We start from the raw sequence: 12,376 nt of genomic DNA on the forward strand, positions 1-12,376 counted from the left end.
AACGCGTTACACCTTCGCCAGTTTCACAGCGCACTTCTTGAAATCCGTCTCTTTGGAGAGCGGATCCGTCGCATCCAGCGTCAGATTGTTCACCAGTTGTGCGGCATCGAAGAACGGCATGTATACCAGCCCCTGCGGCGGACGGTTACGCCCGCGCGTTTCAACAATCGAGATAACTTCGCCACGGCGGGAAACCACTTTGACTTTATCGCCACGGCGCAGATCGCGCGCTTTTGCATCCAGCGGGTGGATAAACAGCACCGCTTCCGGGAAGGCGCGGTGCAGTTCAGGCACACGACGCGTCATGCTGCCGGTATGCCAGTGCTCCAGCACACGTCCAGTGGAAAGCCACAGGTCATACTCTTTATCCGGCGCTTCAGCGGCAGGTTCAAATGGCAGCGCGAAGATGACTGCTTTGCCGTCCGGCTTACCATAGAACTTGTAGCTTTCCCCCGCTTTCACGTACGGGTCGTTGCCTTCGCTGTAGCGCCACTGGGTCTCTTTGCCCTCAACGACCGGCCAGCGTAAACCGCGCGCTTTGTGGTAATCGTCGAATGGTGCGAGATCGTGCCCGTGGCCACGGCCAAACCAGGCGTACTCTTCGAACAGCCCTTTTTGCAGATAGAAGCCCAGCTCGCGGGATTCATCGTTGAGCTGATCTTCAGCCAGTTCAGCTACCGGGAATTTGGTCACGGCTGGCGTGGCGAACAGCACGTCATACAGCGTTTTGCCGCGCAGCTCCGGTTTCTGCGCCAGTAGTTCTTCCGGCCATACCTCTTCTGTTTTGAAGCGACGGGAAAACTGCACCAGTTGCCACAGATCCGATTTCGATTCACCCGGCGCTTTAATCTGCTGACGCCAGAACTGAGTGCGGCGTTCCGCGTTACCGTAAGCCCCTTCTTTCTCTACCCACATTGCGGTCGGTAGGATCAGATCGGCTGACAGGGCGCTGACCGTCGGGTACGGATCGGAGACGATGATGAAGTTGCGCGGATCGCGCCAGCCCGGCATACGCTCTTCGTTGATGTTCGGACCGGCCTGCATGTTGTTGGTGCACATCGTCCAGTAGACATTGAGTTTGCCATCTTTCAGCGCACGGTCTTGCGCCACGGCATGCAGCCCGACTTTTGCCGGAATGGTCCCTGATGGGATATTCCAGTGCTTCTCACAGATATCGCGGTGTTTTTCGTTGGTGACCACCATGTCCGCAGGCAGACGATGGGAGAACGTCCCAACTTCACGCGCGGTACCGCAGGCGGAAGGCTGACCGGTCAATGAGAACGGACCACAGCCTGGCTGAGAAATTTTACCGGTCAGCAGGTGCAGGTTATAGACCAGGTTGTTGGCCCACACGCCGCGGGTATGCTGGTTAAAGCCCATCGTCCAGTAGGAGATGACTTTTTTCTTCGGATCGGCATACAACTGCGCCAACTGTTCCAGTTGATCTTTCGGTACGCCGGTCATTTCGGCGGTTTTATCCAGCGTGTACTCAGCAACGAAGGCTTTGTAATCCTCAAAGCTCATCGGTTCAGAGGCATCGGAACCTGGATTCTTCGCCGCTTTTTCCAGCGGATGAGTTGGACGCAGGCCGTAGCCGATGTCCGTCACCCCTTTACGCAGGTTAACGTGCTTGCTAAAGAAATCCTGGTTGATCGCATTGTTTTGAATGATGTAGTTTGCGATGTAGTTGAGGATCACCAGATCGGTTTGCGGCGTGAAGACCATACCGTTATCCGCCAGCTCAAAACTACGATGCTGGAAGGTGGAGAGCACCGCGACGGTAACATTCGGATCGGACAGACGACGGTTGGTGATGCGCGACCACAGAATCGGGTGCATCTCCGCCATATTCGCGCCCCACAAGACGAAAGCATCGGCATGCTCAATATCGTCATAACAGCCCATCGGCTCATCCATACCAAAGGTACGCATAAAACCAACCACCGCTGACGCCATGCAGTGACGCGCGTTCGGGTCGATGTTATTAGAACGGAAGCCGGCTTTAAACAATTTGGCGGCGGCGTAACCTTCCCAAATCGTCCACTGACCCGAGCCGAACATGCCGATAGACTCTGGGCCTTTTTCTTTCATGGACGTTTTGAATTTCTCTTCCATCACGTCAAAGGCCTGCTCCCAGCTAATCGGCGTGAATTCACCTTCTTTGTGATACTTCCCGTCCTTCATGCGCAGCATCGGCTGTGTTAAACGGTCTTTTCCGTACATGATTTTCGGCAGGAAGTAACCTTTGATGCAGTTAAGCCCACGGTTAACCGGCGCATCCGGATCGCCCTGGCATGCCACTACACGCCCTTGCTGCGTCCCGACCAATACGCCACAGCCTGTCCCGCAGAAACGGCACGGGGCTTTGTCCCATTTGATGGCTTCTTGCTGACCGACTACCGCGCGGGCTACGCCCGGCACGCTTAACCCGGCAGCCGCCGCAGCGGCCGCAACGGCGTTAGCTTTCATAAAGCTACGACGACTGAGTTTCATGGTGTTTCCTCACCTTGCTCATCCTGCTGGTGATAAACCAGCGACACCGCCAGCACGCCCGCAACGTTGCGCACTGACTCAATAGTTTTCATTAGCGTTTCACTTTGCTCTGCTTCCACCACCACAATGAGCTGGCCGCTTTCCACATCGCTAAGTGCAACTTCGCAACCCGGAAACGAACGCAACTGCGTGGCGATATCATTGATATGCTGACTTTTGGCCTGAACGACCAGGCTGCAGACCTGCCAGTTACTGTCCATGGTTGTACTCCGCATTAATGGCTGATACCGGGCAAATCGCGACACACGCGCCGCATCCGTTACAGGCCTGATTGTCGAGCTGTGGCTGATAAATACCGGACAGCATGGGGCGAAAGGTTATGGCCATGGGTTCACAGCTATCCTGACAGCGATGACACTCAACTGATTGGTGTGCGAGACAGTTTTCCCCGATCCTAAAATTCAGATCCCATGCCCTGGTGTGGCGCGGAAGAAAAAGTGATTCGGGACAGGCCTCTGCGCAGGCATAACAAAAGCTGCACTCGCCGTGTTTGAAATTTACGCTCGGATAACCACCCTGGCCTCGCTGCAGGATGTCGGTTTCACACGCCTGGATGCAGGCGTCACAACGAAGGCAATGGGCCAGAAAGTGAGAGTCTTCCTTGCTCCACGGCGGACGGATCCCTGCGTTGGCGTTACGCCAACTGCCTGTCAACATGCCTCGACGGGATAAATCAACCATGACATTGTCCTTCCATAATGACGCTCTCCCCCGGCGGGTTGAACGACATAAAAAACTGCACTATTTATGAGTAGTTATTTTTAGTCGTAAGATATTTCAGGATGTGTAAGAGGAGCATACCCCGATCGGGGTAAATGCTGTTGCCGGATCAAAAGAGTGTTGAGTTGACGGGAAAAAATGCGCTTTTGCTCACGTTTCAATGAGTTATATAATAAATTATATAACGAAAACACTATAAAGAGAATAATCTTAAAATTAAGATAAACCTTAGAATATATCACTACACACAACCGACAACACTCAAATACTCACTGAAAATATAAGTAAATAAAGATTAATAGATAATGCAAATATGTTAACCTGCCCCAGACTCGTTCATAAGACAGAAGAAAGGAAACACTGTGAACAATAAGATGAAGACAATTGTCCCTGCCGTGCTTTTCGCCGCCTTTGCCAGCACCTCTGCCTGGGCTGGCAGTAACGATACCGGTGCTCAGCCGCTGGAAAAAGTCGCCCCGTATCCTAAAGCGGAAAAGGGTATGAAGCGCCAGGTAATCCAGCTTCCCCCTGAGAAAGATGAATCTACCCTGAAAGTAGAACTATTGATCGGCCAGACGCTGGAGGTCGACTGCAACCAACATCGCCTGGGCGGAGAACTGGATAGCAAAACGCTGGAAGGTTGGGGATACGACTACTATGTTTTCGACAAAGTCACCTCTCCGGTTTCAACCATGATGGCCTGCCCTGACGGTAAAAAAGAGAAGAAATTTATTACCGCGTATCTGGGTGATGACGGTATGCTGCGCTACAACAGCAAGTTGCCGATTGTGGTCTACACCCCGGAAAACGTGGAAGTGAAATACCGTATCTGGAAAGCGGAAGAGAAGATTCAGGACGCAGTCGCGCGCTAAGTGAGAATGTGCCGGATGGCGGCGTTCCGCCTTATCCGGCCTACAGACGCGTGAACCAGGCCGGATAAGCGCAGCGCTTATCCGGCATTTTATTTACAGCGCAATATCCGCCACAGCTTTCTGCTCAGGCTGCGGTTGAGCCTGAGGTTTCAACTGCGGTTTTGGCGCTTCATCGGCAACCTGCGGCTTGTCGTATTTCAGACCCAGAACTTCGCTGGTGTATTGCAGCTCTTGTTCAGTTGCCTCAACGTTTCCGTTCAGCTTAGTACCATAAGATGGAATAATCGTTTTCAGCTTCGCCTGCCACTCGGGGCTGGCGACTTTATCTTTAAACACTTTTTCCATCAGATGCAGCATGATCGGCGCCGCGGTTGATGCACCAGGCGAAGCGCCCAGCAGTGCAGCAATCGTACCTTCTTTATCGCTGACCACTTCAGTTCCCAGACGTAGCACGCCGCCCTTTTCTGCATCACTTTTAATGATCTGCACACGCTGACCCGCCTGCCATAGACGCCAGTCCTCTTTTTTCGCCTGCGGATAGTATTCTTGCAGTGCGGCAAAACGGTCGTCATCGCTCAGCATCACCTGACTTACCAGATATTTCACCAGATCGAAGTTATCCAGACCTACGTTGACCATCGGCATAAAGTTCGACGTCGTGGTCGAGCTGAGCAGATCCCACAATGAACCGTTTTTCAGGAACTTGGTGGAGAATGTCGCGAATGGCCCAAACAGCACGACACGCTTGCCATCCAGGATACGGGTATCGATGTGCGGTACCGACATCGGCGGCGCGCCCACAGAGGCCTGACCATACACTTTCGCCAGGTGGCGATTCACTACGTCCGGGTTTTCCGCCACCAGGAACTGGCCGCCAACCGGGAATCCGGCATAGCCTTTCGCTTCTGGAATGTCGGTTTCCTGCAACAGCTTCAGCGCCGCGCCACCGGCACCGATAAAGACAAACTTCGCCTTGATATCATGTTCCGCTTCGTTGTTTTTCAGATCGGCGACCGTAACGGTCCAGCTATTGTCTGCATTACGCTTAAAGCCTCGTACTTCGGTGCTCAGTTGCAGCGCAAAGTTGGGCTTCTTCTGCAACGAGGCAATCAGTTGGCGCGTGATTTCACCATAGTTAACGTCAGTACCAATATCGGTGCGCGTTGCCGCGACTTTCTGTTTCGGATCGCGACCTTCCATAACCAGCGGCGCCCACTCTTTAATCTGCGCGTGATCTTCGGAATAACGCATACCACGGAATAAAGTGCTCTGCTGCAGTGCGGTGTAACGGGCGCGCAGGAAATTCACGTTCTCGTCGCCCCAGACAAAACTCATATGCGGGACGGTAGTGATAAATGAGCGTGGTTCATGCATCACGCCATTATTGACCTGATAAGCCCAAAACTGACGGGAAATCTGGAAGGCTTCGTTGATTTCGACTGCCTTTTCAATGCTGATGCTACCGTCGGCCTTTTTAGGCGTGTAGTTCAGCTCCATCAGTGCGGAGTGGCCGGTTCCGGCGTTGTTCCAGCCGTTCGAACTTTCCTGAGCGACGCCATCCAGTCGCTCGACCATGGTCATTGACCATTGTGGCTCCAGCTCTTGTAAATAGGTTCCCAGCGTGGCGCTCATGATACCGCCGCCAATCAACAGTACATCCGTTTCCTGCTCTTCCGCCGCTTTCGCTTTTGCTGCCATTGAGACAACGTTCAGCCCTACAGCCATGGTGAAGAGCATGGCAGTCACTTTTTTCATAATGTTAATGCCTTACTTTTAGTATCGCTTTTTGCTTTTAATGCAGGTGAAAATCGAGCGGCACCAACGGTAACACTTAAGTAAAAATAATTAAATATTGTTTATAAATTATATTTTAATTTTAAAAATGTTATTAATACGTTGATAAGTTATACGGTTATTGACAATCACTTCTGGAAACCTGCCCGTCAGACGCGTACTATGCTGCGCTTTGCTATTCACGCACGGATGCCTGTCGGTCTGCTGTTATCAGGCCCTTTCTGACCTGAGAGTTACTATGTCTGCAACACACTCCTCCCCTGCGGTGACAGAACAGAGCACCCGCGCCGTACTGCGACAACCCCGCCTGTTGGTACGAGAAACGCTGGCGGGGGTGGTAACCGCCCTGGCGCTGATCCCGGAAGTGATCTCTTTTTCCGTTATTGCGGGCGTCGATCCTAAAGTCAGCCTGATAGCTTCCGTCGTGTTGTGCCTGGCAATGTCTTTTTTAGGCGGCCGTCCGGCAATGGTTACCGCCGCGGCAGGGTCGGTTGCGCTGGTGATTGGTCCGATGGTGCATCAACATGGCGTGCAGTACATTCTGCCTGCGGTGGTGCTGGCTGGGATGATTCAGATCCTGTTTGGCGTATCAGGGATGGCGCGTCTGATGCGATTCATTCCTACAGCCGTCATGACCGGCTTTGTCAACGCCCTGGGCATTTTGATTTTCTTTGCCCAGGTCCCGCATTTCTGGGGGAAAAGCCCGCTAATCTGGGGACTGTTTATCCTGACGCTGCTGATTGTGCTGTGGGTTCCGCGATTGATTAAAACAATCCCCGCGCCGCTTATCGCCATCGTGCTGCTGACGATATTTACTGTAAGCAGTGGGCAACTGTTACCAACCGTCGGTGATGGAGGTTCAATGAGCGATAGCCTTCCGGGGTTAACGCAGTTGTTAGTGCCGCTCAACCTGCAAACATTGGCCATTATCTGGCCCTGTGCGCTGAGCATCGCTTTTGTCGGTTTGATGGAGTCGCTGTTAACCGCCCGTCTGGTGGATGATCTGACGGTGACACCGTCGAATAAGAATCGAGAGAGCACTGGACTGGGGATAGCCAATATTCTGGCCGGATTTTATGGCGGCATTGCCGGGTGCGCGATGATTGGTCAAACCATCGTTAACGTCGAGATGGGCAAAGGACGCAGCCGCGTTTCGACGATTGCCGCCGGGCTGGTGTTGCTGCTGCTAGTCACCGCGTTGAGCGAAGTCATGGCGAAAATACCCATGTCGGTGCTGGCGGGAATTATGGTGATTGTGGCGGTGAAAACCTTCAGTTGGCAGAGTATCCAGCCCGCGACACTGACAAAAATCCCCGTTACTGAAACGCTGGTCATGCTGATAACCGTCGGCGCAACGGTCGCTACCGGCAACCTGGCGATTGGCGTGGTTGCCGGGGTGATGACGATGTTCATCCTGCCGCGCATCGTCAGACGTAAACGCGCGGCTACATCAGAAATAGCGTTGCCAGACCGAGAAAAATAAAGAAACCGCCGGTATCGGTGATTGCCGTAATCATGACGCTTGAGCCGACCGCCGGGTCGCGCCCGAGCTTCACCATCGTCATGGGAATAATCACCCCCATCAACGCCGCCATCAGCAGATTAAGCATCATCGCCAGGGTCATCACGCCGCCGAGCGCCATATCATCGTACAGCCACCAGGTAATGCCGCCCATAATCCCACCCCAGACGAGGCCATTTACCAGCGCCACGCCCATCTCGCGCAGGATCAAAAATGTCAGGTTTCCCGGCTGAATATTTTGTAGCGCCAGCGCGCGAACGATCATGGTGATAGTTTGATTTCCGGTATTGCCGCCGATCCCTGCCACAATCGGCATCAGCGAGGCCAGCGCCACCAGTTGCGAGATCGTATGTTCAAAGCCATCAATGACCCGCGAGGCGATAAAGGCGGTACAGAGATTAATGGCCAACCATGCCCAGCGGGTTTTTACCGCTTTGGTAACAGGAGCAAACACATCCTCTTCGGCGCTCAAGCCCCCCATTCGACGCAGATCGGTATCGGTTTCTTCGTATACCACATCAACGATCTCATCAATGGTCAAACGGCCCATCAACTTACCGGCAGGATCAACCACCGCGGCACTGACCAGGTTGTCACGTTCGAATGTACGCGCGGCGTTTTCGGCAATGTCTTCCGGGGAAAAGGTGAGTGGGTCATCTTCCATCACCTCGCTGACTTTACGCTGCACATCATTGAGCAGGATACAGGTTAGCGTCAGTTCGCCGACCAGCACCTTATTGCGATCGGTCACGAAAAGTTTATCGGTGTTCTCCGGCATCCTGCCCAGCCGCCGTAAATAGCGCTGCACCACTTCCAGCGTCACGTCCGGGCGCACGGTGATGACTTCGAACTCCATAATCGCACCGACGCGATTCTTCTCGTAGTGCAGTACCTGGCGCACGCGCGCCCGCTCCTCTGCGGGTAACGTTGCCAGCAGACGGCCTGTGAGATTACGCGGCAGATGCTGGACCAGATAAATCTGTTCATCGATGTCGAGATATTGCAGGGCATCCAGCAGCTCGCGGTCGCTCATCTCATCAATCAGATCGTCCCAGACGTTTTCTGACGCCTCAAGCAGGACGTTACCGCGTTTTTCATTTTGGACCAGCCGCCACAGGGCGTGGCGCTCTTCAGAAGGTAATGCTTCGAGGGTATCGGCCAGATCGGGCGGCGGCAGGTGCGCCACCAGCGCCCCTACCTCAGCAATATCGTCGGCTAAGGTGCCGACGTCATATTGCTCAGCCAGGGTAAGCTTGCCCAACAGCGTGGAAATAATGGCTTTATCAGTGGTCAGCAGCCAGATGAGGCGCGCGCGCTCTTCATCACGCAGTCTGGCGCTGTTTTTGTTGAATGCGGACATTAATCATAAATCCATGATATGAAATATCATTAATCATGATGCCGATTTATGTAAATAACAATAAACGCAACCGCCGGGCGGCTAAAAAACCGGCGGTTGCAGGGATTACGCAGTACGAGCGACGGCATCTCGCGAGGCGGCGTCACGCTCATCGCCCACTAATTCACTTAACTGTCCGTTACGCATCTCCAACAGACGATCGGCGTGAATAAAATAGTGATCGTCATGGCTAATAGCGAAGATGGTTTTACCCATTTCCTGCATCAGCGGCAATAACACCTGATAGAACTCACGGCGAAAGTGCGGGTCCTGATCGGCAGCCCATTCATCCAGCAGAATAATGTCACGCTCCTCCGCCAGCGCCAGCAGCAGCGCTACGCGTTTTTTCTGCCCTTTCGACAGCTTGAGATTGAGAATACGCCCATCGTTCAGCTCAAGCTTGTGCCCCATCTTCAGATGTTCCAGCCACTTCGCCACCAGCGCCGGATCGGCCTCTTTACCTTCCGGACCGAGCAGTTTGTCGAACAACCAGACGTCGGTAAACACGGCGGAGAACAGCTTGCGATAGTCCTCTGGTTTTTCGACAGCAACCGCTTTGCCGTCGAGCAGGATCTCGCCTGACTGCGGCTGATACAACCCGGTGAGTAACATAGCCAGTGTGGATTTCCCGCTACCATTGCCGCCAATCAGGAAGATCAGTTCCCCGCGACGAATAGTCAGATTTACCGGTCCGACAGAGAACGCATTATCCTGATAGTGGAATACCACGTTACGCAGCTCCAGCGTTTGCCAGTCCGGGAACGCGGTTGGTCGCGGGAATTCGGCCTTAAAGGGCGCCAGTGAGAACTTATTCAGCTTGTTAAAAGCGACCTGTGCGGTGAGCAGCGTCGGCAATGCGCCAACGGCAGAAAGCAGCGGCGTACGCAGGAATAACAGCGTCAGCGAATAGGTCGCCGCCACGGCGGTATCCGCCCAGCCCAGACTGTTAGCCATCCAGAACACCAGGCCAATGGCGCCCAGCATCATAATGTTCGACCAGTTCACCGCGCTGAGGTGGAAGGTATCGGCACGGATAATATGGTGACGATATTCTTTAGCGTCCGGGACGTATAATTGATTAAAGATATGCTCGGCGCGCTCGCGGTTGAGCGTCAACTCTTTGCGCCCTTCCAGCACCGTCTGGTAATCGTTGTACAATTTGTCTTCTGTTTCGCGCAGGGTCGCCATATGTTTATATACCCGCGCGACCAGCACAAACCCGCCCCAGATGGTGATTGCCATCCAGATTGCCGTCACCAGCAGCATTTTGGTTGATAGCATCGCCAGATACGCCGCCGACCCGATGGTCAGGATAATCCCCTGCACCAGCTCAGGCAGACGAACAAAAGCAATGGTGATGTTGCGGATATCGCTGGTTAAACCGGCCAGCAACGAGGCGCTGCCAAGCTGTTCGATACGCTCGACGTGGGTGTCCAGAATACGCTTGATAAATTCACTACGCAGGCGGTAAACAAAGTGGTGTCCCAGCGTGGTTAACGCCAACTGTGAGCCGAGGGTGACAATCATCAACAATAGCAGCAGGCCAAGAAACTCCGGCAGCACCATCAATGTGGTGTCGACCGTTTCAATCAGGCGCTGGTTAATAAACGCAATCAGCCCAATTCCCAATGCAGCGCTGGCGAGGCTGAGCGCCATGACGCTGATAAATGGCCAGCGATACTGCCGCCAGACAAGAAATAAAAGTTCCATGCAAACAACCCGGACAAGTAATAACAGCCCGCAGTTTAAACATCTCTTTGCCGACAGCAATAATAATTCTTATTTTTATTCTTTTTTACCAGCCTGGCGAAACGTCAGATTGTAACGACAGTCACCGGTTAACGGATGATACCCTGTCTTAAGTGGCTGGATCCCATGATAAAACAACCGTGAGTTCCCACCCCATACCACGACATCGCCATGCTCCAGCAGTAAACGTTTTAAAGGGTCATTACGGCGCAAACCGCCAAACTGAAAGATGGCCGGTAACCCCAGCGAGACAGAAACGATAGGCGCCCGCAGGTCAGGTTCGTCTTTATCCTGATGTAATGACAGTTTCGCCCCTGGCGTGTAGCGGTTAATAAGGCAGGCATCGGGTTGAAAATCGGCATAGCCCGCCGCCGTTGCCGCCTGCTGGCACAGTGCAGCGAAAGCATCCGGCATCGGCGGCCATGGCGCACCGGAAAGCGGGTCAAACGGAGAATAAAGGTAACCATGTTGATCCGTCGTCCAGCCCAAATGACCGCAGTTGGTCATCGCCACCGACATCGTGTAACCGCCGGGCGTCACCATCTGGCGAAACGGCGACTGTCGGGCGACAGCCGCGATCGCCTGCAGCAAAGACGGCGCGGACTCAAAGGCAAAACGCCGCAAAATTACCGCGCCGGATGCCAGCGGTTCCTGCCAGGGTTTCTCATCCGCAAAGAGATCAAGCATTACGTTTCCTCCCCAGTAGTTTCTCGTTGCAGTAACTGCGCCTTGCGCGCAATACCCCAGCGGTAGCCCGAAAGCGCGCCATCATTACGGATCACCCGGTGACACGGGATGACAATCGCCAGTTTGTTGGCTCCGCAGGCGCTGGCCACCGCGCGCACCGCTTTCGGTTTACCGATGGCGCTGGCTAACTGCTGGTAACTAACCGTCTTCCCACATGGGATTGCGCGCAGCGCCTGCCACACCTGCAGTTGGAATGCGGTCCCGCGGACATCCAGCGGCAGCGACAGCGGCGTATTGCGCGTATTAATCACGGCGATGACCTCACGCACATGCTGCTGGAAATCGGCATCGGCTGCTTCATCCTGAGCGGCGGGAAACAGCTCATGCAGTTCCGCGACCAATGTAGCATCATCATCACCCAGCAAGATCGCGCAGATACCGCGTTCGCTTTCCGCCACCAGGCAACGACCCAGGGCGCAATCTGCCAAGGTATAGCGCACAGAAACGTTGTCGCCGCCTTTGCGAAATTGCCTGGCGGTCATCCCTAGTGCCTGATCCGCTTGCCGGTAATAGCTGCTGCTGTCGGGGAATCCGGCGTTCAGAATCGCCTCGGTTACTGGTGCTCCTTTTGCCAGGGCATCGCGCAGACGACGAGCGCGCCAGGACTGCTGCCACGCTTTCGGGGTCATGCCCGTCGTGGCTTTAAACAGACGGTGCAAGTGATACGGGCTCATCGCCACCTGCTGCGCCAGCTCATCCAGCGTGAGGGGCGACTCCTGCTCCAGCAACTGACAGGCGTGGGCTATTTTGTCCAGCCGATGCTGCTGCGCGCTGTCTTTATCCGGCTGGCAGCGTTTACAGGGCCGAAACCCGGCGGCCTGCGCCTGCTGGGCATCAGCAAAGAAACTGACATTTTTGCGCAGCGCATGTTTCGCCCGACAGGACGGACGGCAGAAAATACCGGTGGTGTGAACGGCGAAAACAAACTGACCGTCGGCGTCAGCATCACGATCCACAACAGACTGCCAGCGGTCATCATCAGTTATGTGTAAACGACTTTTCATTATGGACTCCTTTGTT

At 54.1% G+C, this 12,376-nt stretch carries 10 protein-coding genes; 2 read left to right on the forward strand and 8 right to left on the reverse strand.

The genetic code is table 11. The features are described 5' to 3' along the window. Positions 1-6: 6 nt before the first annotated feature. The 3 genes from napA to napF are packed head-to-tail and all read right to left on the reverse strand — an operon-like array spanning position 7 to position 3,234. The gene (napA, locus tag JSN25_RS20050) at positions 7-2,493 is read right to left on the reverse strand and encodes a nitrate reductase catalytic subunit NapA (protein WP_038642191.1); all 2,487 of its coding nucleotides are present in this window, start codon (positions 2,491-2,493) and stop codon (positions 7-9) included. Continuing rightward, entirely contained in the window at positions 2,490-2,753 is a 264-nt protein-coding gene (gene napD, locus JSN25_RS20055) for a chaperone NapD (RefSeq protein WP_038642193.1), read from the reverse strand. The genes napA and napD overlap by 4 nt, the downstream gene beginning before the upstream one ends. Then, a complete protein-coding gene (gene napF / locus JSN25_RS20060; protein ID WP_137347671.1) occupies positions 2,743-3,234 on the reverse strand; it encodes a ferredoxin-type protein NapF in 492 nt (163 codons plus the stop codon). The genes napD and napF overlap by 11 nt, the downstream gene beginning before the upstream one ends. 413 nt (positions 3,235-3,647) lie before the next feature. On the opposite strand from napF, the gene eco reads away from it, so the two are divergent. Continuing rightward, a complete protein-coding gene (gene eco / locus JSN25_RS20065) occupies positions 3,648-4,145 on the forward strand; it encodes a serine protease inhibitor ecotin (protein WP_038643271.1) in 498 nt (165 codons plus the stop codon). Between the two features lie 93 nt (positions 4,146-4,238). Here eco and mqo read toward each other — a convergent pair whose 3' ends face one another. After that, a complete protein-coding gene (gene mqo, locus JSN25_RS20070) occupies positions 4,239-5,900 on the reverse strand; it encodes a malate dehydrogenase (quinone) (protein WP_204525288.1) in 1,662 nt (553 codons plus the stop codon). 277 nt (positions 5,901-6,177) lie between these two features. On the opposite strand from mqo, the gene JSN25_RS20075 reads away from it, so the two are divergent. Next, positions 6,178-7,422 carry a SulP family inorganic anion transporter gene (locus tag JSN25_RS20075; RefSeq protein ID WP_204525289.1) on the forward strand — a complete coding sequence of 415 codons (1,245 nt, stop codon included), beginning with the start codon at positions 6,178-6,180 and terminating at the stop codon, positions 7,420-7,422. On the opposite strand, the gene mgtE is transcribed toward JSN25_RS20075, so the two are convergent. The 4 genes from mgtE to ada form a co-directional block, all read right to left on the reverse strand. Beyond that, entirely contained in the window at positions 7,385-8,821 is a 1,437-nt protein-coding gene (gene mgtE, locus JSN25_RS20080) for a magnesium transporter (RefSeq protein ID WP_069323415.1), read from the reverse strand. The genes JSN25_RS20075 and mgtE overlap by 38 nt on opposite strands. A gap of 105 nt (positions 8,822-8,926) precedes the next feature. After that, on the reverse strand, positions 8,927-10,570 hold the full coding sequence (locus JSN25_RS20085) for a multidrug ABC transporter permease/ATP-binding protein (protein ID WP_204525290.1): 1,644 nt from the start codon (positions 10,568-10,570) through the stop codon (positions 8,927-8,929). A 75-nt stretch (positions 10,571-10,645) separates the two neighbouring features. Beyond that, positions 10,646-11,296, reverse strand: a complete 651-nt coding sequence (alkB, locus tag JSN25_RS20090; RefSeq protein ID WP_137347674.1) for a DNA oxidative demethylase AlkB — start codon at positions 11,294-11,296, stop codon at positions 10,646-10,648. Then, positions 11,296-12,360 (reverse strand): bifunctional DNA-binding transcriptional regulator/O6-methylguanine-DNA methyltransferase Ada, encoded by a 1,065-nt coding sequence (gene ada, locus JSN25_RS20095; protein ID WP_199952646.1) that lies wholly within the window; start codon positions 12,358-12,360, stop codon positions 11,296-11,298. Before ada ends, alkB begins: the two co-directional genes overlap by 1 nt. Positions 12,361-12,376 lie beyond the last annotated feature (16 nt).

Origin of the sequence: Citrobacter cronae (genome assembly GCF_016893685.1) — a bacterium.
Classification (GTDB): domain Bacteria; phylum Pseudomonadota; class Gammaproteobacteria; order Enterobacterales; family Enterobacteriaceae; genus Citrobacter; species Citrobacter werkmanii.

Bases quoted from the DNA above. Each gene is read 5' to 3' on its own strand.
- napA (WP_038642191.1), bottom strand. From the start codon at position 2,493: ATGAAACTCAGTCGTCGTAGCTTTATGAAAGCTAACGCCGTTGCGGCC.
- napD (WP_038642193.1), bottom strand. From the start codon at position 2,753: ATGGACAGTAACTGGCAGGTCTGCAGCCTGGTCGTTCAGGCCAAAAGT.
- napF (WP_137347671.1), bottom strand. From the start codon at position 3,234: ATGGTTGATTTATCCCGTCGAGGCATGTTGACAGGCAGTTGGCGTAAC.
- eco (WP_038643271.1), top strand. From the start codon at position 3,648: ATGAAGACAATTGTCCCTGCCGTGCTTTTCGCCGCCTTTGCCAGCACC.
- mqo (WP_204525288.1), bottom strand. From the start codon at position 5,900: ATGAAAAAAGTGACTGCCATGCTCTTCACCATGGCTGTAGGGCTGAAC.
- JSN25_RS20075 (WP_204525289.1), top strand. From the start codon at position 6,178: ATGTCTGCAACACACTCCTCCCCTGCGGTGACAGAACAGAGCACCCGC.
- mgtE (WP_069323415.1), bottom strand. From the start codon at position 8,821: ATGTCCGCATTCAACAAAAACAGCGCCAGACTGCGTGATGAAGAGCGC.
- JSN25_RS20085 (WP_204525290.1), bottom strand. From the start codon at position 10,570: ATGGAACTTTTATTTCTTGTCTGGCGGCAGTATCGCTGGCCATTTATC.
- alkB (WP_137347674.1), bottom strand. From the start codon at position 11,296: ATGCTTGATCTCTTTGCGGATGAGAAACCCTGGCAGGAACCGCTGGCA.
- ada (WP_199952646.1), bottom strand. From the start codon at position 12,360: ATGAAAAGTCGTTTACACATAACTGATGATGACCGCTGGCAGTCTGTT.